Origin of the sequence: Curtobacterium sp. MCSS17_006, assembly GCF_003234215.1 — a bacterium.
Lineage (GTDB): Bacteria > Actinomycetota > Actinomycetes > Actinomycetales > Microbacteriaceae > Curtobacterium > Curtobacterium flaccumfaciens.
The window spans coordinates 302,003-326,236 of record NZ_QKSO01000002.1 but is presented as its reverse complement, the minus strand read 5'-3'; the positions used below and the strand labels follow the sequence as shown (position 1 = coordinate 326,236).

Here is a 24,234-nt window from a genome sequence, read left to right as displayed (position 1 = left end):
GCCACTCGAGCACGGATCGCTCACCAGTTCGGCCAGGGATCGGCCACCACCGCACGGCGACGTCGCACCGACGACGCCTGACGAGGGGACCCCCGTGTTCGATTCCGTGACGAGCGTCGCGCTGCAGAGCGCACTCGACGGCCTGTCGATGCGCCAGAAGGTGATCGCGAACAACATCGCGAACATCAACACGACGAACTACCACGCCGAGAAGGTCCAGTTCGAGGACGCCCTGGCGAAGTCGATCGTGGACGGCGACGGCGCCACCACGCCGACGATGGCGCGCAGCCTCGAGCCGACGAACACGAACGGCAACAACGTCAACCTCGACGAGGAGACGCTGTCGAACATCGACACCGTGCTGCGGTACCAGTTCGCCACGCAGGCGATGAACTCCGAGCTCACCAGCGTCCGTGCGGCGATGCGGACGAACTCGTGACGACCTTCGACGCGATCGGCATCGCGAGCACCGGCCTGACCGTGCACCGGAAGTGGCTCGACGCCGTCTCGGACAACATCGCGAACGCGAACACCGTGAAGTCGATGGACGACACCGCGTTCCAGGCGCGCTACGTCGAGGTGCAGGAGGGCGCCGGCGTCTCCGGCGCCTACGTCAAGGGCGCCGCGTTCGGCAGCGCCGCCGGCCGTGTGACCTACGACCCGGACAACCCGCTCGCGAACGAGGAGGGCTACGTCCGCATGCCCGACATCGACCTCGGCACGCAGATGGCGGACCTCATCATGGCCCAGCGCGGCTACCAGGCGAACGCCGCCGTGGTCGACCGTGCCAAGACCGCCTACGAGGCGGCACTGCAGATCGGGAAGAACTGATGCCCATCGACGCCGTGAACGGTGTGACCACCAACGCGATGACGAACGCCCTGACGAGTGTGTCGGGGACGTCCAGCGACAGCACGAACGCGACCGGTGCCGCCGGCGCGACGACCGACGGCAGCGGGTTCGCCGCGAGCCTCGGCAACGCCGTCGACGGGCTGCAGTCGCTGCAGAGCGACTCGAAGACCCTCGCGCTCAAGGCCGTGACCGGCAACCTCGACGACATCCACGACGCCACGATCGCCGCCACCCGCGCGCAGGTCACGCTCGAGCTCGTCTCCGCCGTCCGCAACAAGGGCGTCGACGCCTTCAACGAGATCATGAGGATGCAGGCCTGATGCCCGTCGCCGTCAAGAACGTCTTCGCGCGCCTCAGCGCCTACGTGAAGGGCTTCTCCGCAGCCCAGCGCACCATCGCGATCCTGGCGATCGCGGCGCTCGTGCTCGGTGGGATCGCCCTCGCGTCCTGGCTCGGCAAGGCGTCCTACGCCCCGCTCTTCACCGGGCTCGCCGCGGCCGACGCGAGCTCCATCACGGACCAGCTGCAGACCGACGGTGTGCCGTTCCAGCTCACCGACGGCGGCGCGACGATCCTCGTGCCGCAGGCGCAGGTGTACTCGGAGCGGCTCAAGGCGGCGTCGAACGGCCTGCCGTCGTCGAACGAGGGCGGCTACTCGCTGCTCGACGAGATGGGCGTGACGAGCTCGGAGTTCCAGCAGGACGTCACCTACAAGCGCGCCATGGAGGGCGAGCTCGCCAAGACCATCGGCGCGATGGACGGCGTGCAGACCGCAACCGTGCAGCTCGCGATCCCGGAGAAGTCGGTGTTCGTCTCCGAGGAGAAGGACCCGACCGCGTCGGTGTTCATCGCGACCGAGAACGGCACGCAGCTCAGCACCGACCAGGTGCAGGCCATCGTGCACCTGACGAGCGCCTCGGTCGAGGGCATGCAGCCCACCGACGTCTCGGTCGTCGACGCGAAGGGTCAGACCCTGTCCGCCGTCGGCACCGGTGCGACCGGCAGCGGCGCGGACCAGGCCGCCGACTACGACGCGGCGACGAGCAAGAAGATCCAGGACCTGCTCGACACCACGCTCGGTGTCGGCAACGCGACCGTCGTGGTCTCCGGGACGATGAACCAGGAGTCCGGCACCCGGACGTCCGAGAGCTACACGAGCCCGACCTCGGGTCCGGTCGCACTGAACGAGTCGAGCACCACCGAGGAGTACGGCGCCGGCTCCGGCGCGGGGAGCGGCGCGACGGGGGTCCTCGGTCCGGACAACATCGCCGTCCCGAACGGCACCGCGACGAGCGGCACCGGCGACGACGGGTACAAGAACGAGTCGGCGACGAAGAACAACGCCGTCGACCACACCACCGAGACCACGCAGATCCCCTCGGGCGGGCTCGACCGGCAGACCATCTCGGTCGCGCTGAACTCGAAGGCCGACGCCGTGCAGAACGCGAACCTGCAGAGCATCAACGACCTGGTGTCGGCCGCCGCGGGCGTCGACCAGGACCGCGGCGACCAGGTCAAGGTCGCGATGATGGACTTCGACACGAGCGCTTCCGACCAGGCCGCCAAGGCCCTCGAGGCCCAGCAGAAGGCCGACCAGCAGGAAGCACTGTGGTCGTCGATCCGCACCGCCGGCATCGTGATCGGCATCGTCCTCGCCGTCATCGCGATCATGTTCTTCGTCGCCCGCCGCAACCGGAAGCAGGAGCGCGAGGCCGTCGACCTCGGCGAGCTCGACGCCTTCGCCGGTGAGACGTTCCAGCTGCCGCTCGCGATGGACGGCGTCGACGACCGGGCGACGCTCGGTGCCGGTGACGCGCCGACCGCCGTGCTGTCGGCGATGCCCGCCGGTGACGCCCCCACCGAGGTGCTGACGACCGAGGAGATCTCCGCCGAGCGCCGCCGCCAGGACATCTCCGCCCTGGCCGAGCGCGACCCGAAGCGCACCGCCGAGCTCCTGCGCGGGCTCCTCGACGACCGGGCACCGGTGTGAGCGCCCTCATGCCGAGCCCCGGCGGCGGTTCCGGTCCGAGCGACCGTGCGCTGACCGGTGCGCAGAAGGTCGCGCTCATCCTCATGCAGATGGAGACCGACCGCGCCGCCGAGGTGATGAAGCAGTTCACCGAGATGGAGGCCGAAGAGATCTCCGCCGAGATCGTCCGGATGCGCCGCGTCGAGGACACCGTCGTCGACCAGACGCTGTCGGAGTTCCACCGGATCACGATGAGCGGCCGGCTGCAGAAGCGCGGCGGCAAGGAGACCGCCCTCGGGCTGCTCGAGGCGTCGTTCGGCGCCGAGCGGGCCGCCGGCGTGATGGACCGTCTGGCCTCGAACCTCGCCGGCCAGTCGTTCGACTTCCTCGACGACGCCGAACCCGGGCAGGTCATCTCCCTGCTCGAGGGCGAGCTGCCGCAGACGATCGCCCTCGTGCTCGCCCACCTGGGTCCGGGGCAGGCCAGTGCCGTGCTCGCCGGGATCGACGAGCGCGTCCGCACCGACGTCGCCCAGGCCTTCGCCACGATGGGCAGCGCGACCCCCGAGGCCGTCGGCATCGTCGCCGGTGTGCTGCGCCAGCGCGCCGGGGCCGTCGTGTCGCCGCGCGAGAGCGTCGAGGTCGTCGGTGGCATCGCGCCCCTGGTCGACATCATCAACCGCTCGGACGTCGCGACCGAGAAGGCCGTGCTCGAGGGACTCGAGGCCCGCGACCCGGAGCTCGCCGAGGACATCCGCTCCCGCATGCTCACCTTCGAGGACATCGTGAAGCTCGAGTCCCGCGACATCCAGCAGGTGCTGCGCGGCATCGACTCGAAGATCCTCGCGACCGCCATGAAGGGCGCAGCCGGGCCGGTCGTCGAGACCATCCGCGCGAACGTGTCCGAGCGCAACCGCGAGCTGCTCGACGACGAACTGCAGGCCATGGGCCCGGTCCGCGTCTCGCAGGTCGAGGAAGCCCGTGCCGAGGTCGTCCGCTCCGTGCGCGAGCTCGAGGCCCAGGGCGTCGTCACCGTGCACCGCGCCGAGGAGGACGAGCTCGTTGACTGACACCGTCGTGCACCGCGTCGCCTTCCCGGTGCTCGCCGACCCCGCCGGACGCGAGCGTGCGTCGAGCGCGGACGTCCGCGGGCACGCGGCCGGGTACACCGCGGGCCTGCGGGCCGCGCAGGCCGAGACGGACGCCCTGCGCGCCCGGCTCGAGGCAGAGCACGCCGCGCGGGTCACCGCGCTGCAGGCCGACACGGCACGCCGGATCGCGGTCCTCGACGCCGCCACGAACGCCATGCTCTCCACGGTCGCACCCGTCCTGGCGGACGCCGAGGCGTCGGTCGCGAGTGCGGCAGTCGACCTGGCCGAGGCGATCGTCGGCAACGTGGTCCGCGCCTCCAGGCCCGCGCACGACGCGACCGTCGCCGACGGTCCGGACGGACCGGGCAGCCGGGAGGCCCGCATCGCGTCCGGCGCCGAGGCCACCGTCCGGCGGGCACTCGCGTCCGTCGACCGCACGGTCCCGGTGGCCGTCCGGCTGAGCCCGGCGGACGCCGCGCGCGTCGCCGGCCTCGACCTGCCGGTGCCGGTCGTCGCCGACGGCGCCCTGCGCGACGGCGACGCCGTCGTCGACCTGCCGGACGGCATGCTCGACGCGCGCATCGCCACGGCGCTCGACCGCGCCCGCACCGCCCTCGGTGTGGACGCGACGGGAGCCGACCGGTGACCGCCACGCTGCTCCGTCCGCGCGGCCTCGACGAGGCGCTCCTGCGGGCCGCCCCCCAGCGGGTCGGTGTCGTCACGAGCGCCGTCGGCCTGGGGCTGACGATCGCCGGGCTCGACGCCCGCGTCGGCGAGGTCGTCACGGTCGGCGCCGAGGACGGCGAACAGACCGCGGTCGAGGTCGTCGCCACCGATGCCTCGGGCGTCCGCTGCATGCCGCTCGGCCGCCTGACCGGCGTGACCGCGGGCACCCCGGCGCGTCCGACCGGCCGCCCGGTGCTCGTGCCGACCGGATCCGGTCTGTTCGGCCGCGTGCTCGACGGACTCGGCCGACCGATCGACGACCGCGGGCCGCTCGAGGGCCCCGGCGGCGGACCGGTCACCTGGGTCCCGCTCGACCACGACACGCCGAACGCGATGGCCCGGACCCGCATCGACACGCCGATGCAGCTCGGCGTCCGCGTGCTCGACACCCTCACCACCGTCGGCCGCGGGCAGCGCATGGGCCTGTTCGCCGGGTCCGGCGTGGGCAAGTCGTCGCTGCTGTCGATGATCGCGCGCGGGAGCGACGCGGCCGTCAACGTCATCGCCCTGGTGGGGGAGCGCGGCCGCGAGGTGCGCGAGTTCCTGGAGGACGACCTGGGACCCGAGGGGCTCGCCCGCTCGATCGTCGTGGTGTCGACCTCCGACGAGCCGGCGCTCATGCGCCTGCGTGCCGCGTTCGTCGCCACCCGCATCGCCGAGTCGTTCCGCGATGCCGGGCAGGACGTCGTGCTCATGATGGACTCGCTCACCCGCGTCGCGATGGCGCAGCGTGAGATCGGCCTGTCGGTGGGGGAACCGCCGGCCACCCGGGGCTACCCGCCGTCGACGTTCTCGGTGCTCGCCGGACTGCTCGAGCGCGCCGGGACCGACCGCGTCGGCAGCATCACGGGCATGTACACCGTGCTGGTCGACGGCGACGACCACAACGAACCGATCGCCGACGCGGCCCGCAGCATCCTGGACGGCCACGTCGTGCTCGACCGCAAGCTCGCGATCACCGGGCACTTCCCGTCGGTCGACGCCCTCGGCTCGGTGTCCCGCGTCGCCTCGAAGGTCACCCGACCCGAGCAGCGTGCCGCCGCCACCGTGCTGCGGAAGGTGATGGCCGCCCGAGCCGGGGCCCAGGACCTGCTCGACGTCGGTGCGTACCAGCGCGGGTCGAACCCGCTCGTGGACGCCGCCGTCGACCACCAGGGATCGATCGACGCGTTCCTGCGCCAGGGCATGGACGAGCGGGCCACGGCTGATGCGTCCTGGCAGCGCCTCGGCGGCCTCGTGCAGCAGCTGGGGGTGTCGTGATGGCCCGCCGTTTCCCGCTCGCCGGGCTCCTGCGCCTGCGCCACACCGAACAGGACCGTGCCGCCGCCACACTGGCCACCGCGAACGAGCGCGTCCGTGACGCCGCCGACGCCCGGATCGCCGCACGCCGCAGCCTCGCCGACAGCGAGGACGCCCAGCCGATCCAGGACGCCGCCACCCTGAGCGCCGTCGCCGCAGCCCGTGCCGCGACCCGCGGGATGCTCGAGGAGCTCGACGCCGTGGTGCAGAACCGCCGTGCCGACGCCGACCGGGCACAGCAGGACTACACCGCCGCCCGTCGCGCCGCCGTCGGCCTCGAGAAGCTCGAGGGCAAGCACACCGAGCAGCAGGCGGCCGAGGAACTCCGGACCGAACAGAACGCCCTCGACGAGATCGCGGCACGACGCCGCACGGAAGGTGGTGCCCGATGAGCGTCGAAGCGGTGCTCTCCCGGATCTCGGAGATCCGGTCCCAGATCGACACGCTGCGCGGCGGGACGGCCACGGCTGCCCCGAGCGCGTCCGCCACCAGCGGTGCCGCGGGGTCCTCGGCCTTCGCCGACGCCCTCGCGACCGCCGACGGCACGACCGGCTCCGCGAGCGCTGCCGGTGCGACCGCAGCAGCGACCCCGACGGCCACCCGTGCCCCCGCGACCTCGGTGGACGCCGGTGCCGGCACCCTCGCCACCGGCAGCGGTGCGACCGGCGCCGACGTGGTGGCCGACGCGAAGAAGTACCTCGGGGTCCCGTACGTGTTCGGCGGGGAGACGACCGCGGGGATGGACTGCTCGGGCCTGGTGCAGACGGTCTTCAAGGACCTCGGGGTCACGATGCCCCGGGTCGTGCCGGACCAGGCGAAGATGGGCGTCGAGGTCGGCTCCCTGAAGGACGCGCAGCCCGGCGACCTGATCATCCCGAAGGGCGATGGCCACGTCGTCATCTGCGTCGGCGACGGCAAGGTGCTGCACGCGCCGCGCCCCGGCAAGGACGTCCGGATCGTCGACAACTGGTACTCCGACGCCGACATCGCGACCATCCGCCGGATCGTCCCCGCACAGGCGGCCCCGGCGGCCGTCGCCGCGCCGGCCGCCTCGGCAGCGCGTTCCGCGACCGACCTGCAGACCGCCGCGCTGCTGTCCATGATGCAGTCCGGGAGTGCCGCATGAGCCTGACCATCGCCACCCAGCCGTCCGTGCCCACCGCACCGGGCTCCACCCGGGGTGCGGCGTCCGACCCCGCGGCTGCCGGGTCCTTCGGTGCGGCACTGACCGCCGCCGTCGCGACCGAGCGGCGAGCCGGCGACGGTGCTGCCGGGCGGGACGACACCGAGGGCCGGACGGCGGACGGGTCGGCTGCGACGCCGGGCACCACCGCCACGCCGTCCACGTCTGCGGCCACGTCCGCGTCGGACCAGGCGGTGCCGAGCGACGCAACGCCCGTCGACGCGCAGGCGCTGCTCGCCGCCGGACTCGTGACCGTGGCCGCACCGATCGCTCTGGCCAGCCGCGCCGCCGAGACCCCCGACGACGACCCTCACGCCGTCGTGGCCGCAGGGGCGACCGCCGGAGCAATCGACACCACGACCACGGCACCGCCATCGGTGGAGGGGGACACCTCGACGCCGGTCCCGTCGACCCCGGCGCCGACCACCGCTCCCGCCACGGCGACCCTGCAGCAGGCACCGTCGTTGGGCACGGCACGGGGGACCGCTGCCGCAGCCACGACGGGCCCGGCGACCGCCACGACCCCCGCCGTGACACCCGCTGGCACCGCGTCTCCGGCCGCGCCCGCGACGACCGTCGCCGGCGCAACCCCCACGACGACCGCTGCGTCGACGACCGCAGCCGCGACCGACCCGGCGACCACCGCCCCGACGGCCGCTGCCGCGATCGCGGCCCCCGCTGCGACCCGCACCGCCGACAGCGACACCGCCACCGCGACCCCTGCTCAGGCACCGGTCGTGGCGGCCGCCGCCCCGCCAGCCGGCACCGGCTCCCGAGCCGGCCACGGGACGGAGCAGCAGGCGTCGACGCCGGGTGATCCGGGCCTCCCGGCCGTCGCCCCCAGCCGCGGTGGCGAGACGCCGTTCGTCATGTCGACGACGCCGACCGCCGCGCCCGCCGCGGCGACCGCGCCGGCCCCGGCACCGCTCGCCCAGCAGCTGGCGCGACCGGTGTTCTCGCTCGCACAGGCCGGCCCCGGCGAGCACGTCGTCACCGTGCAGGTCGTGCCGGACAGCCTCGGCCCGGTCACGGTCCGCGCGCACGTCACCGCCCACGGCATGCACGTCGAGCTGTTCGCCGCGTCGGACGCCGGTCGCGAGGCCGTCCGCCAGGTCCTGCCGGACCTGCGGCGCGACGCGGCCGGCACCGGTGTGAGCACCACGCTCGACCTGTCGTCGCAGAACCAGCCGCAGGACGCGCCGGGTCGCGACGAGCGCCCGGCCGCGCGTGCGCTGCCTGGCGACCCCGGTCTGGAGGCGCGGGTCACCCCGCGCATGCAGCCCACCGCCCACACGCCCTCCATCCGCACCGCGGGACTCGACGTCCTCGCCTGATCCGGCTCACGAACAGGAACGCACCATGCCCATCGACGGCATCACCGGCAGCGTCGACCCGACCGCGCAGGCCGCGGCCCTCGCCGCGAACTCCACCGCCCAGAAGTCCCAGACGATGGACTCCGAGGTCTTCATGAAGCTGCTCGTCACGCAGCTGCGCAACCAGGACCCGTCGTCGCCGATGGACACCAACCAGATGATCGGCCAGCAGACGCAGCTCGCGATGATGGAGCAGATCACCAACCAGACCACGACGGGGAACGAGAACTTCTCGCTCCAGATGCGCATCGCCGCAGCGAACCTCGTCGGCAAGCAGGTCAGCTACACCGACGCCGACTCGGGCAAGTCCGTCACCGGGACCGCCTCGGCCGTGTCGTACGCGAACAGCGTCCCCACGGTCACCGTGAACGGGAAGGAGGTCGCTCTCGACGTGATCTCCGGCATCACCACCACCGCTCCGGCGTCCTGACGCCCGCTCCTCGCTTCTCCCTCGTACTTCCTCGTACTTCCTCGCTCTTCCTGCCTCTCCGAAAGGACGCACCATGCTCCGCTCGCTCTACTCCGGGATCTCCGGCCTCCGCTCCCACCAGCAGATGCTCGACGTCACCGGCAACAACATCGCCAACGTGAACACCGTCGGCTTCAAGTCGTCGACCACCGTGTTCCAGGACACCCTGTCGCAGATGACCCAGGGCGCCGGCGGACCGCAGACCGGCATCGGCGGCACGAACCCGGCCCAGATCGGCCTCGGCGTGCAGGTCGCCGGCGTCTCCACGAACTTCTCGCAGGGCTCGGCGCAGGCCACCGGCAAGGCGACCGACCTGATGATCTCGGGCGACGGGTTCTTCGTCACCCGCCTGGGCAACGACACCGTCTACACCCGCGCCGGGGCGTTCGACTTCGACGCGAACGGCCGCCTGGTCACCGCCGACGGCAAGATCGTGCAGGGCTACCCGGCCACGAACGGCGTCGTCAACGAGAACGGCCAGCTGTCCGACATCACGCTGCCGCTCGAAGCAGCGGCCCCGGCGGTCCGCACCACCGCCGCCACGGTCGCCGGGAACCTGCCGTCCGAGACCGCCGTCGGCCAGACCATCACCCGTGAGGCCACCGTGTACGACGCTTCGGGTGCCAAGCACACGATGTCGCTCGCGTACACGCGCACCGCCGACGGCTGGGACGTCACCGGGCGCAACGGCCAGGGCACCACGGCGACGACTTCGCTGACCTTCGGCACCGACGGCAAGCTGACCGCCGGCGGCACCCTCGCCGTCGGGGGCATCCGGGTCGACATGGGCGACCTGACCGGGTTCGCCTCGCTCAACACCGCGGCGATCGGCTCGCAGAACGGCCGCGAGGCCGGCGCGCTGCAGGGCTACTCGATCTCGAAGGACGGCACCGTCACCGGCACGTTCTCGAACGGTGCGTCACTCGCGCTCGGCCGCATCGCGCTGGCAACGTTCGCCAACCCGGCCGGCCTCGAGAAGACCGGGGCGTCGGGCTACCGCGCCACGGCGAACTCGGGCGGTGCGACGGTCGGCGGCCCCGGCTCGGCGGGCGTCGGTTCGCTCGCTGCGGGGACGCTCGAGATGTCGAACGTCGACCTGTCGCAGGAGTTCACGAACCTGATCGTGGCGCAGCGCGGGTTCCAGGCGAACGCCCGCATCATCACCACCTCGGACGAGGTGCTGCAGGAGCTCACGAACCTGAAGCGCTAGGCGCGGGGGCGGGCGCGGGTCGCGGGCGTCGCTGCGCTCGCGTCTCGCGTCGCGTCGCGGGCGCTTGGTGAGCAGGAACGGTCGGGTGCTGAAGGGGGACTCGACCGTTCCTGCTCACCATCGTTCGTGGTGCAGGGAGTTCGGCGCCGCTTCGTGACGAAACGGTGTGTCGCCACGTCTCATCGGTGCGATGCGCGAGAACCACGACACCAACCACCAGTCCGACCACCGCTGCTGCAGCGTCTTCGACCGCTGGCGGTGTGATCGACCACGCGGCCACGACGGCGTGCACGAGTCGCGTGCTCCTGGCGGCCGCACGAGTTGGAACGACGCGTTGACCGGGCGTCGGCTCAGGGAGGTCTGAGATCGAACGCTGCCCGGGAGCGCGACGCGTCGTCCGGATCGGCGGCGGTCTGGGCGTGGCCGGATGTATGGTCAGCGCATGCTGACCATTGCCTCGCGGCACGACGTGTTGAACCGTCTCGGGCGCGCGCTCTCCGACCCCACGCGTGCGCGGATCCTGCTCCGGCTGCTCGACGGACCCGGCTACCCGGCGCGGCTCGCCGAGGAACTCGAGCTGACGCGGACGAACGTGTCGAACCACCTGGCGTGCCTGCGCGGCTGCGGGATCGTCGTCGCCGTGCCCGAGGGGCGTCGGACCCGCTACGAGATCGCGGACCGCAACCTCACCCGCGCGCTCGAGTCCCTGGTCGCCGTGGTCCTGGCGGTGGAGGTCGCCGACGACGACGGATGCGAGGTCGAGCGGTGACCACGGCTGCGATGTCGCTCGCACCGGCTCGTGTCGGCGTGCTCCGGCGACGGATCCGGTGGATCGTCGCGGCGACCATCGCCTACAACGTGATCGAGGCCATCGTGGCGATCGCCGCCGGTTCGGTGGCGTCCTCCACCGCGCTGATCGGCTTCGGGCTCGACTCGATCGTGGAGGTCCTGTCGGCTGCGGCTGTCGCGTGGCAGTTCGCCGGGCGTGACCCGGAAGCCCGGGAACGAACGGCGCTGCGGGTGATCGCGATCTCGTTCTTCGGGCTCGCCCTGGTGGTCAGCGTCGATGCCGTCCTGACCTTCACGGGTGTCCGGTCGCCGGAGCACAGTCCGGTCGGCATCGTGCTGGCCGCGGTGAGCCTGGCGGTCATGCCGTTCCTGAGCCTCGTCGAACGGCGGACCGGACGCGAGCTCGGCTCGGCGTCGGCGATCGCCGACTCGAAGCAGACGCTGATCTGCAGCTACCTGTCGGCGGCGGTGCTGCTCGGCCTGCTGGCGAACAGCCTGTTCAGCTGGTGGTGGGCGGACCCGCTCGCCGGACTCGTCGTGGTGGTGTTCGCCGTACGCGAGGGACTCGAAGCCTGGCGCGGTGACGCGTGCAAGCAGCCCGTGTCGGCCCTGACGGGGGAGCGCGAGGGCGAGGGTTGCGACTGCTGCTGAACGAAGTCTGCCCGCGGCCGGCGGTTCAGTCGGCTTCGGTCTCGCGGACGTGGCTGACCGCATCACCGACGATGTGGGCGATGTGCTCGTCGTGCAACGAGTAGACGGCGTTCCGCCCGATGCGCTCGACCTGCACGATCCCCGCGAGCCGCAGCGTGCGGAGGTGCTGGGACACCAGGGGCTGCGACAGCTCGGTCGCTTCGGCGAGGGAGCCGACGTCGGAAGGCTGGGAGATCAACGCCGACAGGATCCGGAGCCGGGCGGGCGAGGACAGCGCCTTGAAGAGTTCGGCTGCTGCTTCGATCCCGTCTGACATGGACTCATGTAAGCGCACGCGCATACGTGCATGCAACACGACGGCCCCGGCGCGGTGCGTCGGGGCCGTCGTGCAGGTCCGTCGATCGGTGCTGATCACGGGCCTGCGCTGATCAGGAGATCAGTGCTCGTCGTAGTGGTCGCCGTGCTGGGCGTGCTTGTGTCCGTCGTGGACGAAGTCGACGTGGTCCTCGTGCTGGACCGTCTCGTGGCCGCAGCCGTCCTGGTGGGTGTGCTCGGCGACGGTGTGCTCTGCGCTGTTCTCGTGCTCGGCCATGGTGACCTCCTGCTGATCGTCGGTTGGGATGCCCTCAGCGTAGATCACATATGCAGAAGTAGCAATACATTTATAGATGAGAACGGATGTCAGCCCGGGAACCGCTGGGTTCCGGCGACGGCCGACGTCGGCAGCGCGTCCCCGGGGATCGCGACTCCGGCGGTGAGTGCCGACGTCCACTCCGCGGTCGGTGCGACCGCGGCGAGGTTCGACTGCAACAACGCCATGAGCGTGCGGTGCACCGTCTCGGCGGACACGGCCCCGCCGGCGTTGACGATGTTGATCGCGCCGGTCGCGTCGGACAGCACCTCGACCGAGACGCCGAGTGCCTCCGCCTCGGCTGCCGAGGCGATGATGCAGTTGTTCGTCATGAAGCCGACCAGGGTGACCGTGTCGATCGACCGCTCGTGCAGCCAGGCGAGCAGGTCCGTGTGGGCGAAGACGGAGCTGAACTGCTTCGTGACCTGATGCCACTGGGGTGTCCGTCGCCGCTCGATCTCGGGGTGCAGGGCGAACGCCTCCGTCGTCGGGTTGAACACCGGCGCAGCGTCACCGGCGGTGTGCTGGACGACGACGATCGGCGTGCCGGCAGCGGTCGCGGCGTCGATCGCGGTCGTGATCTGCGCGAGCGCGTCGCGGACGGGCGGGAACCGGACCTCGAGTGGACCGCTGAAGTACTCCAGCTGGATGTCGACGAGGACGAGGGCGCGCTGGGGATCGGACACGGGAGCTCCTTGGGTCGGTGGGCGTACTCGACGATCCTCGTCCGTCGATGCGCTCGGTGCGATTGGCACGCGTGCGTCGGTACGATGGATCCAGGCCAAACCGGAGGAGTCCCGCGTGCGGATCGCCATCTACGCCTTCGACGGCATCACGATGTTCCACCTGTCGGTCCCGCAGATGGTGTTCGACGAGGTCACCCGGCTCGGTCTCGCCGACTGGGAGACCGTCGTGTTCTCCGACCGGCCCGGTTCGGTCCGGACCGCCGAGGGACTGATGCTCGGTCCGGTGCAGGGGCTCGGCGCCGCGGCGGACGCCGACCTGGTCGTGGTGCCGTCCAGGACCGACGACGGCACCCGACTGCCGGCACCGACGGAACGGGCGGTCGTCGACGCGCACGCCCGGGGATCGGTCGTGGTCGGTCTGTGCCTCGGATCGATTGCCGTCGCCGGTGCCGGGCTCCTCGCGGGACGCAGCGCCGTCACGCACTGGCGCGAGGTCGACCGGCTCGCCGCCGCGCACCCCGACGTCACCGTGGACGCCGACGTGCTCTACGTCGACCACGGTGACGTGCTGACCTCGGCGGGCACGGCGTCCGGGCTGGACGCGTGCCTGCACGTCGTGCGGACGCGGCTCGGCGCCGAGGCAGCGAACCGGGCCGCGCGGAGCCTGGTCGTCGCGCCGCACCGCGAAGGCGGGCAGGCCCAGTACATCGAGCGGCCGGTCGTGCAGCGTCGGGGCGACGACCCGGTGGCGACGGCATCAGCCTGGGCGGTGGAGCACCTGGACGAGGAGCTCGGCGTCGACCGACTCGCTGCGGCGGCCCACATGAGCCGCCGCAGCTTCGTCCGGGCCTTCAAAGCGTCGACCGGCACCACCCCGGCGGCCTGGGTGCGGAGTCGCCGTCTGGACGAGGCCCGTCGGCTGCTCGAGACCACCGACCTGCCCGTCGACCGGATCGCCGCAGCGTGCGGGTTCGGCAACCCGGTCACGCTGCGGCAGAACTTCGCCGTGGCCTTCGGCAGCACACCCTCGAGCTACCGCCGAAGGTTCGACGCGAGGCCCTGACCGGCCGGCTGAACGAGCGCGTTCCATCCCATGACGGCTGCGATGGGAACGCGGAACGGGCATACCTGGTCAGAACGACCGACCGGGTACGCCCGTTTCGACCAGGTGTGCCCGGAGTCGCCCTACGACGACGTGGGCGGTGACGCCACTGATTCGATGCCGTCCAGCCGCGCCTCTTCCGCGTCGTACCCGGCGCGCACCTGACGCAGCACCAGGTCGTCGATCTCGTCGGCGTCGCGCAGGCGCAACAGGGTCCTCGCCTTGTGCTGGACCAGTGCGAGCTCGAGGGCGACCGCGTTGTCGTGCCGCTGCAGCGCCGGGTGGTCGTCGTCGTCCCCTTCGCGGGCCTCGATCACGTCGAGGTGCGCCTCGTAGTCCTTGCGCAGGCGATCAACGGTGGCACGATCGGCTCCGGTCGACCGTGCGAGACGGGGGAGTGCATCGAGCGCCTCCTCGATGGCGGTGCGTTCGGCGTAGCGACGTTCCTCGCTGACGGACTCGTCCTCGGGGAGCGCGGCACGGCGCAGGACGGCCGGCAGCACGAGGGCCTGCCCGACGATCGTGACGATGACCACGCCGGCAGTGACGAAGACGATGAGGTCCCGCTCGGGGAAGTCACCGCCGGACTCGAGGGTGCGCGGCACGGCGACGGCCATGGCGAGCGACACCGCGCCCCGGAACCCGGCGAACCCGCTGACGAGCCGGTCGCGGTGCCCCTCGCGGGGTTCTCCGCCGGTGCGTCGGGTGACGAGCCAGATGGTCCCGCCCGCGGCGTTGAGGAACGCAAACCGCACGATGACGAGCAGCACCGCGACCGCGAAGACGATCCCGGTCCCGCGCAGCAGGTCGGCGGGGTCGAGTGCACGTGCGGCGACCATCGCCTCGATGCCGACCAGGACGAACAGCGCGCCGTTGAGCAGGAAGGTCAGGAACGACCAGAACGCGCGCACCTGCTGGCGGGTCTCGGCTCGGTCGAGCTTGGGACCGACCTGGCTGACGACGATGCCGGCCGCCACGACGGCGAGCACGCCGGAAGCGCCGATGGCCTCGGCGGCCAGGAAGGCTGCGAAGGGCACGAGCAGGGTGACGAGGTTCTCGAGCACGACGGTGTCGACGCGCCGCAGCACCATCGTCCCGATCCACGCGGCCGCGAGCCCGGCGGCGACCCCGCCGATGTAGGACAGGACGAGCATGCCCGACACGCCCCAGAACGTGAGCTCCTGCGTGCCGACGGTGACGGCCACCGCGATGCCGTAGACGACGAGGGTGGTGCCGTCGTTCACCAGGCTCTCGGCGCGGAGCACCGTGACGTTCCGCCGCGGCAGCATCTTCGTGAGCACGCCGACCGCGGTCGCGTCGGTCGGGGCGACCGCGGCGCCGAGCACCCAGGCCGGCCCCCACGGCATCCCGAGAAGGTGCAGCAGCACGGCGACGGCGCCGGCGGTCACCACGACGAGCAGGGTGCCCATCAGGACGATGCCGCGCAGGTTCTTCCGGATCTCGCGGAGCGACGTCGTCAGGCTCTCCCAGTAGAGCAGCGCCGGCAGGAACAGCAGCAGCACGGCCTCGGCGGGGAGCTCGACGTCCGCGAACTCCGGCACGAGCCCGAGCAGCGCGCCGAAGACCAGGAGCAGCACGGGTGGTGCGATCCGGATCCGGTCGGCCACGGCCGCCGTCAGTGCGATGGCGAGGCCGAGCACGACCACCAGTTCCGGTCCCAGCACGTGCACTCCGATCGTCGTCCGACCCGCCAGTCAACGCCGATCCACGGTGGATCCTTCCAGAACAGCCGGACGACGCGCCGCACACAGCCGGACGACGCGCCGCGCACAGCCGAACGACGCGCCGCACCACACCGCACGACGCGTCACAACCCGCCGCTCACACCGCCCGCGGCCGCCGCACCACCCGCCGCCACCACGCCCGCCACGGCAGGGAGCTCACCAGCGCCGACCCGATCACGACGGTCCCGAACCACCCCACGACGACGCCCGGGATCGGCACGAGCAGACTCGCCCACAGCAGCACCGACAGCACCCCGAGGACGTACGCCGCCCCGGCCTTCAGGTACCGAAGCCGCTTGAGCCCCGCAGCCTGGTCGACCCGCGAGGTCAGGCGGGCCAGGAACACCGCGCCCACCCCGATCGCCCCGATGGCGACCGCGGCCTGCTCCAGCGCCCCGAGCCCGTCCGACCCGAGCGGCCCGGACCCCGACAGGCTGTACACGCCGTCGAGGATCTCGAAGAGCATGAACACGACGAGCCCCCGCTCGAACACGACCGTCGACGCGTACAGGTGGATGCGCCAGGCTCCGCGGCCGACCCCGATCGACGCCGTGTCCGACCCGCCGCCGCCGGGGCCGCTGCGCAGCGCCCACGCCGCGGTCCGCTTCGACACGAGGTACGCCGCGATACCGGCCACCCCGCCGAGCGCGACCGGCAGCAGCGCACCGGCGGCCCAGCCGGAACGCGACCCGACGAGCACGGAGGTCACGACGACCCCCGTCGCAGCGGTGACCAGTGACCAGACGCGCGGTCGCGCGACGGAGGCGAGCCGCGCCTCCAGGCTGCCCAGCCACGACCTGCGTGACGCGCGGTCGGTGTTGAACAGGTACTCGGCGAAGACCTGCCAGATGAACGCGGCGCCGAAGGCGGCGAGGGCCGGACGCACCTCGGCCAGGTGTGCGGAGAACGAGCCGGGCGCGAAGACGGCTTCCTCCACCGAGCTGGCCGGGTCGGTCGCGTCACCGACCGCGACGGCGGCCGGCGGCAGGAGCAGGCGCATCGCGAGCACGCCCGCGACGATCCCGAGCGACAGGAACAGCCGCCGGGCGGGGGAGTGCAGCCGGCCGGCGATGCCGGCCATCGGCACGGACGAGTCCGCGGCCATCGCGATCTCGAGGAACGCGAGGGCGACGAAGGCGAGCGCTGCGGCGGGGCCGAGCACCAGCCAGGCCGCCGCGGCGGCCGCGACGGTGTTGAGCAGGGGGACGGTCAGGAGTGATCTCGTGGCCATCTGCCCATCCAGCACGGTCGGGCTGGGCGGCGCATGGAGCGCTCCTGGGCATCGGCCTGGAGGCCCGTGGGGACCCCGCAGAACGGGTGACGGCCCGTCCCCACTTGCGGGGACGGGCCGTCAGGGGGAAACGCAAGACACCGGTGTTCGCGTGCTGAACCGCGGTCTGCGCGTGTTCAACCGGCGAACACCGGTGTCTTGCGGGGGTTCAGCGTCAGTCGTGAAACGTCTCGATGGACGCGCCGAGCGAGTTGAGGCGCTCCTGCAGCTGCTCGTAGCCACGGGCGATGATGCCGACGTTGCGCAGGACGCTCTCGCCCTTCGCCGCGAGCATCGCCAGCAGGATCACGACGGCGGGACGCAGCGCCGGCGGGCAGCTGATCTCAGCGCCGGAGAAGTGCGTCGGCCCGGTCACGTCGAGGCGGTGCGGGTCACGCAGGGTGACGCTCGCGCCCAGGCGGGTGAGGTCGAGCAGGTGGATCGCCCGGCCCTCGTAGACCCAGTCGTGCACGAGCGTGGTGCCCTCGGCCATGGCCGCGATGACGACGAAGAACGGCAGGTTGTCGATGTTCAGGCCGGGGAACGGCATCGCGTGGATCTTGTCGATCGGCGCGTGCAGCTCGGACGGGTACACCGTGATGTCGACGAGGCGGGTGCGGCCGTTGGCGGCGGCGTACTCCTCGGTGACGTCGAAGCGCAGGCCCATCTCGGCCAGGGTCGCGAGCTCGATCTCGAGGAACTCGATCGGCGCCCGGGTCACGGTGAGGGTCGACGCGGTGACGATCCCGGCGGTCAGCAGGCTCATCGCCTCGACCGGGTCCTCGCTCGGCCAGTAGTCCACGACCTCGTCGATCTTGCTCTTGCCGGTGATGCGGAGCGTGGTGGTGCCGATGCCCTCGATCTGCACCCCGAGCAGCTCGAGGAAGAAGCAGAGGTCCTGCACCATGTAGTTGGGGCTGGCGTTCCGGATGACGGTCTCGCCGTCGCGGGCCGCGGCGGCCAGGATCGCGTTCTCGGTCACGGTGTCGCCGCGCTCGGTGAGCACGACCGACTTGGTGGGGACGGCCTGGTTCGCGACGTCGACCTCGTACCAACCGGAGGTCGCCTCGACGTCCACGCCGAACGGACGCAGCGCGATGAGGTGCGGCTCGACCGTGCGGGTGCCGAGGTCGCAGCCGCCGGCGTAGGGCAGGCGGAAGGACTCGTACCGGCCGCTGAGCGGGCCGAGGAACATGAGCACGCTGCGGGTGCGGCGGGCGGCGTCGGCGTCGATCGCGTCGAGGTGCAGGTCGTCGGGGGCGACGATCTCGAGGGTCTCGCCGTCCTCCGACCAGGTGACGCTCGCGCCGAGGCTGCGGAGCACGTCGATGATGCGGTCGACCTCGACGATCCGGGCGACCTTGTGCAGCCGGGTCACGCCGCGGTTGAGCAGCGAGGCGCAGAGCAGTGCCACGGCGGCGTTCTTGCTCGAGTTCACCGCGATGGAGCCGCTGAGCTTCCGGCCGCCCTGGACGCGCAGGTGGGCACGCTGCGGGGCGCCGCCGATCGAGACGATCTGCTGGTCGAGAGCGTCGCTGATGCGGGTGAGCATCTCGAGGGACAGGTTCTGCCCGCCCTGCTCGATGCGGTTGATGGCGCTCTGGCTGGTGCCGACGCGTTCGGCGAGCTGGGCCTGCGTCATGCTGCGGCCCTTGCGGGCGCCCCGGATCAGGGCGCCGACCTCACGGAGGGGTGCTGCGGTCGCCGGAGATGCCGGCGAGACGACGGTGGTGGTGTCGGTCATGCGCGCCACGCTAACACGCTCATGAGATAAAGCGGTGGAAGATCGACACCCGTCGCGCGTCCTGAGGTCTCGAATACGTCACAGTTGGGAATTTCGGGGGACGAAACTGCTCAGGGATCGGTCAGGGTGCCCCGGACGATCGAGTCACCGGAGTGCGCCGGATCGCCGTCGTCGGCCTCGGCCGAGACGTCCACGACCGGGAACTCCGCGGTGTCGACGCCGTCGGGCACCGTGAAGCGGCCCTGGTCGCCGTCGAGGTAGCCGACGCTCACCAGTCCGCCGAGGTCCGACCGCATCATCCAGACCTCGCGCAGCGGACCGGTGCCGGAGCGACCGCGCTCTCCGTGCAGGTCGACGAGCAGGGTCACCCGTCCGTCCTGGTCACGTTCGAGTTCGGCACGGCCGGTCGTCCCCGACCAACCGGGCAGCGCTGCGAGCTCGGTGTTCGCCAGGACGGTCTCGGTGTCGCCGCGGGGGAGTCCGGGGACGATCCCCGACGCCACACCGATGCCGAGGACGACGGCGAGCACGCCGACGCCGGCGATCACCAGCGCCAGGACACGGCGACGACGCGGACGGGATCGGGGTCGGCGGGCCACGGCGAGGTGCTGCGCGTCGGACGGCGTGGCGACGGATGCGCGTTCGGCCGCTCGTCCGGGGTCGGTCGCCGGCGCCGCAGCCTGCTGCGGCGTCCGGGCGATCTCGGCCGCGATCCGGTCCCACACGTGCTCCGGGGGCGCGGCCAGCGTGACGTCCTCGGACGCCCGGGTCACCGCGGCGACCCGCTGCAGCGCGGCGACCTCGTCGCGGCACCGGTCGCAGGACGCCAGGTGCTCGGCGACGTCGTCCGCGGCGACCTGGTCGGAGACCGCGAGCATCGCCAGCGTCTCGTCGTCGACGTGCTTCATTCGATCACCTCCAGACGTGTTCGGAGCCGAGCCAGACTTCGGTGGATGTGGCTCTTGACGGTGCCCAGCGGCAGTTCGAGCCGTTCGGCGATCTCACGATGGCTGAGGTCGTCGTAGAACGCCAGTCGCATCACGCGCCGTGGGACCTCGTCGAGCCGCTCGAGCTCGCCGGCGACCAGGGCGCGTTCGGCCAGGTCGAAGGCCGGTTCCGGCGCCGGGGTGGTCTCCTCGACCACGTCCGGGTCGGCGGCGCTGGCGTGCCGGCGACGCTCGTTCTGCGCGTCGGCGATGCAGTTCCGGGTGATGCCGACCAGCCACGCGCCGAGCGGGGCGCGGCCGGGGTCGTAGCTCGTGCTGCGCTGCCAGGCCTTCACGAAGACCTGCTGCGTGACGTCCTCCGCGGCGGCCGGGTCGGCCAGGGCGCGCAGGGCCAGCGAGTACACGAGCGACGACCACCGTTCGTAGACGGCTCGCAGGGCGTGCTCGCCCCCGGCGCGGAACGCGTCCGAGAGCTCGCTGTCGTCCGGGAGGATGGTCGTCACGTCTTCCTGTCGCTGGCGCGGTCGTCGTCGACCACGATCCGATCGTAGGGGGCGGATCGTCGCCACGGTCAGGCCGGGACCGCGGTGACGATGAGGTTGCTCTCGTAGTGTCCGGTGGCTGCGTCGAACGTCCCGCCGCAGGTCACCAGGACGAGCCGTCGTGGTCCGTCGTCACGGAACACCTCGCCCCAGGGGAGTCCCTGCTTCTCGAGCATGCTGACGGAGTCGATCCGCCACGCGGTCTCGGCACCGTCCGCGTCGGTCAGGGTGACCCGGGTGCCGGTCGGAGCGTCGCCGAGGCGGGAGAACGGGCCGATGCCGTAGCCGACCGCGTCGACGTGGGCCGCGATGACGACGGTGCCCTCGGAGGACGACGGGGCGGCACCGAACCGGTACCAGCCCGCGGTCGCCGGGTCGGGCGGGAGCGCCATCGCGCCGTCCTCGTCGACCCCCTCGGGGCGGATCGGCGCGCTGATCCCGGCGTGGTCGACGGTGATGGTGGTCGGGGCGGGGGCGTCCCGGACCGGGGGGATCGTGGCGGCCTGCTGCGGCACCTCGGTCGAGAACGCCGACGGGACCGGTGTGGGGGTGGTGGTCGGCAGGACGGACGGCTGCCCGCCGGGGGTGGTCCCGGCCGACGAGCACCCGGTCAGGGCGGCGGCCGCCACGGCGACGACGAGCGTCACCGTGGCGGACCGCACGGGGCGTGGCACGTTCAGCGGCGGGTCGCTGCGTGCCGGCGGCGGAGCACCACGGCCCCCATCGCGGCAGCGGCGGCCAGTGCGGCCGCCGCTGCGCCGACCAGGGGCAGGGGGTCCTGGTCGTTCGTGGCCACGAGACCGGCGTTCCCGGCGGGGACGCCGTTCGGCGTGCCACCGAGGTCCGCGATCGTCTGCGTGGCGAGGGCGAGGTTGTCGTCGTCCAGGCTGCCCCAGGCGTAGACGATGGTCGACGAGCCCGCGGTGACCGCGACGTCTGCCGGGCCGATCACGGGGTCGGTGGTCCCGGTGGCGGCGACGGTCGCCGACACGGTGCCGGCCGGCAGCTCGAGGGCCTGCTCGTCGGGGTTCGACAGGTTCGACACGACGGCCTTCCCACCGGCGAGGACATCGACGGCCGGTGCGGCGGCGACGTGCCGGACGACCAGGCGTCCCTGGCCGGCCGCGACGGCCGAGGTGTCGTTGGTGAACACCGTGGCGGTCGGCGACCCGTCCGTGGCGTCGTGGGCGACGGCGGTGTAGTTGCCGCCGGCGTCGAACGAGACGTCCGCCGGGCCGATGATCGGCTTCGACGCGTCGGTGGCGTCCGAGGCGGTGATCGCGAGCTGGTGTGCACCGGCCGGCACCATCATCGGGCCGGCGAGGGTGCCCGGGGTGAAGTCGTCGATGGCACGTTCGCCGTCGAGGTAGACGTCGACGGTGACGTCGGGGACGGCGTGGAGGACCGAGAGCGTCGCCTCGCCGGTGGCGGCGGTCGCAGCGGTCGCGGGCAGTACGGCCGCAGCGGCGGCGAACAGGACACCGGCGCTGAGGCCGGTGGCGAGTGTCTTGCGCATGACGTGTCTCCTTCGGGCCGGTCCGGGCCGGTGCGGACGACGTCGTCCTCGACGTCGTACCCCCACTACCGCCGGAGCACCCCGATCGGATGCAGCGATTTCCTGGGGATCAGCTGAGACGGCGCCAGACCCCAGCGTTGCCCGGACGCGACCAGGTCTCCGGATCGCCCGTGACGGCCTCGTCCCCGGCTCCCCGGTCGGTGAGCCGGTACGCGGAGTCCGGCGTCCACCCGGCGACGACGCTCGCGCGGCGGCCGTCGACCGGCACGGTGAGCCCGGAAGTGCGGAACCAGCCCGCGACGGTTAGGTGCACGACGTCGTACTCGGTGGCCACCGCGGACCAGTCCGGCTGCACCCAGTCGCCCTGCCGTCCGGTCGCCACGGCCCAGTCGTTCCGTCGGGTCGTCCCCGTCACGTCGAGCGGCCAGCGTCGGCACAGCGCGGCCCAGTCGGCGGGACCGTCGACGGTGCACACGCGCGCCGTGACATCGGCGGGCACCGCCGAGACGACGGCGCGTTCCTGCCCGAAGGAGTCCTCGACCGCCCAGAGCGCCAGCGGCCCGGCGGGCGGGAACGGCGCTCGCGTGTGCTGCGCGAGCGGCCACGGCGGCGTGGTCCACCACACACCGCTGGCCACCCCCGGGTTCCCCTCGGCGTCCTCGCGGCGCAGCTCCCGGGACCAGTCAGCGAGCGCCTCTGCCGCTCCCGGACGTCGGGGCTGCTCGTCCTCGTCGAACTCGACGGTCCATGCTCCGCCCTGCGGGTCGAAGAGCCTGCGCACGACCGGGCTGTCGACCGCCCAGCGAGCGAGCCGCCGGAGCGCGGCCTGCAGGTCCGTCCGAGCGAGGAGCGCGTCCAGCGCATCGGGCTGCTGCCACCACAGCGCGCTCTCCGCAGTCGACTCGAGTGCGACCACGACGTCGTCCTCGCCCACGGACGGCAGAGACACCGCCGCGAGTGCGCTCGCCACCGCTGCCAGGTCCGGAGCCGGCTCGGGTTCGACCGCACCACCGATGCCGAAGAGCGTTCGGTCGTCGCCGCGTTCGACGCCGAGGTGGTGCTCCGCCCAGAAGAGCAGGTCGCCGAGTTGCAGGGCGGCCGGGTCGTCGGGGTCCTGGACACCGCTGACGAGCTCCAGGCAGAAGCGCCGACCACGCGGGTGGGCGAGCAGGTCCGAGGCATCGATCACCGAACCAGGCTAGTGACGGCCGCTAACGCACCCGTCGCACCCGCCGATAGTCCTCCGTGCAGGCCCACGGACGGGCCCGCATCCCGCCCCACGGACGGCGGCGGGACGATCGAGAACCAGGACGGGCCATGATCGTCGTCACACGACTGAACGGCAGCGGATTCGCTGTGAACCCCGATCTCGTGGAGCGCATCCAGGAGACGCCGGACACGACGCTCATCATGGTCGACGGCGCGAAGTACATCGTGCGGGAGTCGATGGCCGACGTCATCGACCTGATCGCCGCGTACCGCGCACGCATCGTCGGCATGGCCTACGGCACCGACCAGGCCCCCCGCTCGAGCACGAACACCGGCCCGCTGCCGACGCTCGCCCCGGTCGCCGCGCTCCGCTCCACGCAGCACGGTCGCGCGCTGGACGGGGGTCGCTGACGTGGACATCGCAACGATCGTCGGCATCCTGCTCGCCTTCGGCGCCCTGTTCGGCATGGTCCAGATGGAGCACGTCGAGCTCGGTGGACTCTTCCTGCCCGCCCCGATGCTGCTCGTGTTCGGTGCCACCATCGGCTGCGGCATCGCGAGCACCACGCTGAAGGACGCGATCGCCAGCTTCAAGGCCGTGCCGAAGGCGTTCACCGGCAAGGTCACCCCGCCGGCGTCGGTCATCGACGACGTCGTCGGGCTCGCCGAGACCGCCCGCGCCAACGGCCTGCTCGCCCTCGAGCAGGAGGCCGACAAGCACGACGACCCGTTCATGAAGAAGGCGCTGCAGAACATCGCGGACGGCACCGACGGTGACGAGCTGCGGATCCTGCTCGAGGACGAGATCGAGTCGAACGCGGCCCCGACCCGGAGCGCGAGCGCGTTCTTCATGGGCCTCGGCGGCTTCGCCCCGACCGTCGGCATCATCGGCACCGTGGTCTCGCTGACCCACGTGCTCGCGAACCTCGGCAAGCCCGACGAGCTCGGACCGCTGATCGCCAGCGCGTTCGTCGCCACGCTGTGGGGCCTGCTGACCGCGAACTTCATGTGGCTGCCGATCGGCGGCAAGCTCCGCAAGCTCGCCCAGCTCGAGTCGGACCGCCAGACGCTCCTGATGGAGGGGCTGCTCGCGGTGCAGGCCGGCAGCCAGCCCCGTCTGCTCGGTGAGCGGCTGAAGGCCATGGTCCCGCCCGCCGCCCGCGCCGACACGGGTGGCAAGGCGGGCAAGAAGGCCGATGCGGCCGACGACCAGCAGCTGGCGGCCTGACC

The 24,234-nt window shown here is 72.2% G+C and carries 28 protein-coding genes; 17 read left to right on the top strand and 11 right to left on the bottom strand.

Annotated features, from left to right (window positions below; all coding sequences use genetic code 11):
• Window positions 1–94 precede the first annotated feature (94 nt).
• The 14 genes from DEJ21_RS03785 to DEJ21_RS03720 all read left to right on the top strand — a co-directional run bounded on the left by DEJ21_RS03785 (window position 95) and on the right by DEJ21_RS03720 (window position 11,612).
• Window positions 95–439 carry a flagellar basal body protein gene (locus DEJ21_RS03785; protein WP_017886135.1) on the top strand — a complete coding sequence of 115 codons (345 nt, stop codon included), beginning with the start codon at window positions 95–97 and terminating at the stop codon, window positions 437–439.
• Window positions 436–831, top strand: a complete 396-nt coding sequence (locus tag DEJ21_RS03780) for a flagellar basal body rod protein FlgC (RefSeq protein ID WP_017886136.1) — start codon at window positions 436–438, stop codon at window positions 829–831. The genes DEJ21_RS03785 and DEJ21_RS03780 overlap by 4 nt, the downstream gene beginning before the upstream one ends.
• Complete coding sequence (gene fliE / locus DEJ21_RS03775; protein WP_027465513.1) at window positions 831–1,172, top strand: flagellar hook-basal body complex protein FliE; 342 nt, start codon at window positions 831–833, stop codon at window positions 1,170–1,172. The genes DEJ21_RS03780 and fliE overlap by 1 nt, the downstream gene beginning before the upstream one ends.
• Window positions 1,172–2,842, top strand: a complete 1,671-nt coding sequence (fliF, locus tag DEJ21_RS03770) for a flagellar basal-body MS-ring/collar protein FliF (protein WP_111223734.1) — start codon at window positions 1,172–1,174, stop codon at window positions 2,840–2,842. Before fliE ends, fliF begins: the two co-directional genes overlap by 1 nt.
• Entirely contained in the window at window positions 2,839–3,891 is a 1,053-nt protein-coding gene (fliG, locus tag DEJ21_RS03765; protein WP_244993480.1) for a flagellar motor switch protein FliG, read from the top strand. The genes fliF and fliG overlap by 4 nt, the downstream gene beginning before the upstream one ends.
• A complete protein-coding gene (locus tag DEJ21_RS03760; RefSeq protein WP_111103772.1) occupies window positions 3,884–4,558 on the top strand; it encodes a hypothetical protein in 675 nt (224 codons plus the stop codon). The genes fliG and DEJ21_RS03760 overlap by 8 nt, the downstream gene beginning before the upstream one ends.
• Complete coding sequence (locus tag DEJ21_RS03755; protein WP_111223733.1) at window positions 4,555–5,898, top strand: FliI/YscN family ATPase; 1,344 nt, start codon at window positions 4,555–4,557, stop codon at window positions 5,896–5,898. The genes DEJ21_RS03760 and DEJ21_RS03755 overlap by 4 nt, the downstream gene beginning before the upstream one ends.
• On the top strand, window positions 5,898–6,329 hold the full coding sequence (locus DEJ21_RS03750) for a flagellar FliJ family protein (RefSeq protein ID WP_071403924.1): 432 nt from the start codon (window positions 5,898–5,900) through the stop codon (window positions 6,327–6,329). Before DEJ21_RS03755 ends, DEJ21_RS03750 begins: the two co-directional genes overlap by 1 nt.
• Complete coding sequence (locus DEJ21_RS03745; RefSeq protein ID WP_111223732.1) at window positions 6,326–7,063, top strand: C40 family peptidase; 738 nt, start codon at window positions 6,326–6,328, stop codon at window positions 7,061–7,063. The genes DEJ21_RS03750 and DEJ21_RS03745 overlap by 4 nt, the downstream gene beginning before the upstream one ends.
• Complete coding sequence (locus tag DEJ21_RS03740; protein WP_111223731.1) at window positions 7,060–8,454, top strand: flagellar hook-length control protein FliK; 1,395 nt, start codon at window positions 7,060–7,062, stop codon at window positions 8,452–8,454. Before DEJ21_RS03745 ends, DEJ21_RS03740 begins: the two co-directional genes overlap by 4 nt.
• Before the next feature lie 25 nt (window positions 8,455–8,479).
• A complete protein-coding gene (locus DEJ21_RS03735; protein WP_071403921.1) occupies window positions 8,480–8,923 on the top strand; it encodes a flagellar hook assembly protein FlgD in 444 nt (147 codons plus the stop codon).
• Window positions 8,924–8,996: 73 nt separating this feature from the next.
• Window positions 8,997–10,172 (top strand): flagellar hook protein FlgE, encoded by a 1,176-nt coding sequence (locus tag DEJ21_RS03730; RefSeq protein WP_110863826.1) that lies wholly within the window; start codon window positions 8,997–8,999, stop codon window positions 10,170–10,172.
• Window positions 10,173–10,614: 442 nt separating this feature from the next.
• On the top strand, window positions 10,615–10,941 hold the full coding sequence (locus DEJ21_RS03725; protein WP_111223730.1) for a helix-turn-helix transcriptional regulator: 327 nt from the start codon (window positions 10,615–10,617) through the stop codon (window positions 10,939–10,941).
• Entirely contained in the window at window positions 10,938–11,612 is a 675-nt protein-coding gene (locus tag DEJ21_RS03720; RefSeq protein WP_375342393.1) for a cation diffusion facilitator family transporter, read from the top strand. Before DEJ21_RS03725 ends, DEJ21_RS03720 begins: the two co-directional genes overlap by 4 nt.
• Before the next feature lie 25 nt (window positions 11,613–11,637).
• Here DEJ21_RS03720 and DEJ21_RS03715 read toward each other — a convergent pair whose 3' ends face one another.
• The 3 genes from DEJ21_RS03715 to DEJ21_RS03705 all read right to left on the bottom strand — a co-directional run bounded on the left by DEJ21_RS03715 (window position 11,638) and on the right by DEJ21_RS03705 (window position 12,929).
• On the bottom strand, window positions 11,638–11,928 hold the full coding sequence (locus DEJ21_RS03715) for a helix-turn-helix transcriptional regulator (protein WP_111030022.1): 291 nt from the start codon (window positions 11,926–11,928) through the stop codon (window positions 11,638–11,640).
• 120 nt (window positions 11,929–12,048) lie between these two features.
• Window positions 12,049–12,204: a hypothetical protein gene (locus DEJ21_RS03710; RefSeq protein WP_017887460.1), complete on the bottom strand. Its 156-nt coding sequence runs from the start codon at window positions 12,202–12,204 to the stop codon at window positions 12,049–12,051.
• 89 nt (window positions 12,205–12,293) lie between these two features.
• On the bottom strand, window positions 12,294–12,929 hold the full coding sequence (locus DEJ21_RS03705; protein WP_111223728.1) for an isochorismatase family protein: 636 nt from the start codon (window positions 12,927–12,929) through the stop codon (window positions 12,294–12,296).
• Window positions 12,930–13,044: 115 nt separating this feature from the next.
• Here DEJ21_RS03705 and DEJ21_RS03700 point away from each other — a divergent pair, with 115 nt between their 5' ends.
• Window positions 13,045–13,992, top strand: a complete 948-nt coding sequence (locus DEJ21_RS03700) for a GlxA family transcriptional regulator (protein WP_111223727.1) — start codon at window positions 13,045–13,047, stop codon at window positions 13,990–13,992.
• Window positions 13,993–14,114: 122 nt separating this feature from the next.
• On the opposite strand, the gene DEJ21_RS03695 is transcribed toward DEJ21_RS03700, so the two are convergent.
• The 8 genes from DEJ21_RS03695 to DEJ21_RS03660 form a co-directional block, all read right to left on the bottom strand.
• Window positions 14,115–15,716, bottom strand: coding sequence for a Na+/H+ antiporter (locus tag DEJ21_RS03695; protein ID WP_111223767.1), 1,602 nt, complete (start codon window positions 15,714–15,716; stop codon window positions 14,115–14,117).
• A gap of 157 nt (window positions 15,717–15,873) precedes the next feature.
• The gene (locus DEJ21_RS03690) at window positions 15,874–17,007 is read right to left on the bottom strand and encodes a DUF475 domain-containing protein (RefSeq protein WP_111223726.1); all 1,134 of its coding nucleotides are present in this window, start codon (window positions 17,005–17,007) and stop codon (window positions 15,874–15,876) included.
• 214 nt (window positions 17,008–17,221) lie between these two features.
• Window positions 17,222–18,790, bottom strand: coding sequence for a UDP-N-acetylglucosamine 1-carboxyvinyltransferase (locus DEJ21_RS03685; RefSeq protein ID WP_171907747.1), 1,569 nt, complete (start codon window positions 18,788–18,790; stop codon window positions 17,222–17,224).
• Between the two features lie 110 nt (window positions 18,791–18,900).
• Window positions 18,901–19,698 carry an anti-sigma factor domain-containing protein gene (locus DEJ21_RS03680; RefSeq protein ID WP_111223725.1) on the bottom strand — a complete coding sequence of 266 codons (798 nt, stop codon included), beginning with the start codon at window positions 19,696–19,698 and terminating at the stop codon, window positions 18,901–18,903.
• Window positions 19,695–20,240 (bottom strand): RNA polymerase sigma factor, encoded by a 546-nt coding sequence (locus DEJ21_RS03675; RefSeq protein WP_071244624.1) that lies wholly within the window; start codon window positions 20,238–20,240, stop codon window positions 19,695–19,697. The genes DEJ21_RS03680 and DEJ21_RS03675 overlap by 4 nt, the downstream gene beginning before the upstream one ends.
• Before the next feature lie 68 nt (window positions 20,241–20,308).
• A complete protein-coding gene (locus DEJ21_RS03670) occupies window positions 20,309–20,941 on the bottom strand; it encodes a class F sortase (protein WP_181435765.1) in 633 nt (210 codons plus the stop codon).
• A gap of 14 nt (window positions 20,942–20,955) precedes the next feature.
• Window positions 20,956–21,795: a DUF4397 domain-containing protein gene (locus DEJ21_RS03665; protein WP_111223723.1), complete on the bottom strand. Its 840-nt coding sequence runs from the start codon at window positions 21,793–21,795 to the stop codon at window positions 20,956–20,958.
• A gap of 109 nt (window positions 21,796–21,904) precedes the next feature.
• On the bottom strand, window positions 21,905–22,984 hold the full coding sequence (locus DEJ21_RS03660) for a hypothetical protein (RefSeq protein ID WP_111223722.1): 1,080 nt from the start codon (window positions 22,982–22,984) through the stop codon (window positions 21,905–21,907).
• Window positions 22,985–23,151: 167 nt separating this feature from the next.
• Between DEJ21_RS03660 and DEJ21_RS03655 the strand changes: the two genes are divergently transcribed.
• The gene (locus DEJ21_RS03655) at window positions 23,152–23,415 is read left to right on the top strand and encodes a flagellar FlbD family protein (protein ID WP_372495779.1); all 264 of its coding nucleotides are present in this window, start codon (window positions 23,152–23,154) and stop codon (window positions 23,413–23,415) included.
• Between the two features lies 1 nt (window position 23,416).
• On the top strand, window positions 23,417–24,232 hold the full coding sequence (locus DEJ21_RS03650; protein WP_111022847.1) for a motility protein A: 816 nt from the start codon (window positions 23,417–23,419) through the stop codon (window positions 24,230–24,232).
• Window positions 24,233–24,234: the final 2 nt, after the last annotated feature.

What these genes read in the sequence shown, in the direction of transcription:
- fliE (WP_027465513.1), top strand. Translation starts at nt 831, where the DNA reads ATGCCCATCGACGCCGTGAACGGTGTGACCACCAACGCGATGACGAAC.
- fliF (WP_111223734.1), top strand. Translation starts at nt 1,172, where the DNA reads ATGCCCGTCGCCGTCAAGAACGTCTTCGCGCGCCTCAGCGCCTACGTG.
- DEJ21_RS03750 (WP_071403924.1), top strand. Translation starts at nt 5,898, where the DNA reads ATGGCCCGCCGTTTCCCGCTCGCCGGGCTCCTGCGCCTGCGCCACACC.
- DEJ21_RS03745 (WP_111223732.1), top strand. Translation starts at nt 6,326, where the DNA reads ATGAGCGTCGAAGCGGTGCTCTCCCGGATCTCGGAGATCCGGTCCCAG.
- DEJ21_RS03740 (WP_111223731.1), top strand. Translation starts at nt 7,060, where the DNA reads ATGAGCCTGACCATCGCCACCCAGCCGTCCGTGCCCACCGCACCGGGC.
- DEJ21_RS03735 (WP_071403921.1), top strand. Translation starts at nt 8,480, where the DNA reads ATGCCCATCGACGGCATCACCGGCAGCGTCGACCCGACCGCGCAGGCC.
- DEJ21_RS03730 (WP_110863826.1), top strand. Translation starts at nt 8,997, where the DNA reads ATGCTCCGCTCGCTCTACTCCGGGATCTCCGGCCTCCGCTCCCACCAG.
- DEJ21_RS03725 (WP_111223730.1), top strand. Translation starts at nt 10,615, where the DNA reads ATGCTGACCATTGCCTCGCGGCACGACGTGTTGAACCGTCTCGGGCGC.
- DEJ21_RS03715 (WP_111030022.1), bottom strand. Translation starts at nt 11,928, where the DNA reads ATGTCAGACGGGATCGAAGCAGCAGCCGAACTCTTCAAGGCGCTGTCC.
- DEJ21_RS03710 (WP_017887460.1), bottom strand. Translation starts at nt 12,204, where the DNA reads ATGGCCGAGCACGAGAACAGCGCAGAGCACACCGTCGCCGAGCACACC.
- DEJ21_RS03690 (WP_111223726.1), bottom strand. Translation starts at nt 17,007, where the DNA reads ATGGCCACGAGATCACTCCTGACCGTCCCCCTGCTCAACACCGTCGCG.
- DEJ21_RS03685 (WP_171907747.1), bottom strand. Translation starts at nt 18,790, where the DNA reads ATGACCGACACCACCACCGTCGTCTCGCCGGCATCTCCGGCGACCGCA.
- DEJ21_RS03680 (WP_111223725.1), bottom strand. Translation starts at nt 19,698, where the DNA reads ATGAAGCACGTCGACGACGAGACGCTGGCGATGCTCGCGGTCTCCGAC.
- DEJ21_RS03665 (WP_111223723.1), bottom strand. Translation starts at nt 21,795, where the DNA reads ATGCGCAAGACACTCGCCACCGGCCTCAGCGCCGGTGTCCTGTTCGCC.